Annotated in this window: 1 protein-coding gene; it reads left to right on the top strand. The window is 73.2% G+C overall.

Annotated elements, in window-relative coordinates:
- Window positions 1–231, top strand: a 231-nt coding sequence (locus RVY79_RS21830) for a cytochrome P450 (protein WP_317466715.1), incomplete at both ends; no start/stop codon positions are given.

Below are 231 nucleotides of genomic sequence, written 5' to 3'. Positions count from 1 at the left end.
GACGGCCGCCGGATCCGCGCCGGCACGCGCATCCTGATCGCCGTCTATGCGCTCCACCGCCATCGCCGCCACTGGCACGATCCCGACGCCTTCGACCCCGATCGCTTCGCCCCCGGCATGCCGGTGCCCGACCGGCATCTCTACATGCCCTTCGGCGCGGGCCCGCGCATATGCCTGGGCGCCGCCTTCGCGATGACCGAGCTGGTCGTCACGCTCGCCACGCTCGTCCGC

It is taken from the genome of Chromohalobacter sp. HP20-39 (assembly GCF_033052815.1).
Lineage (GTDB): Bacteria > Pseudomonadota > Gammaproteobacteria > Pseudomonadales > Halomonadaceae > Chromohalobacter.
Note: the sequence above shows the minus strand (reverse complement) of the source record. Positions and strands in the feature narration are given on the sequence as shown.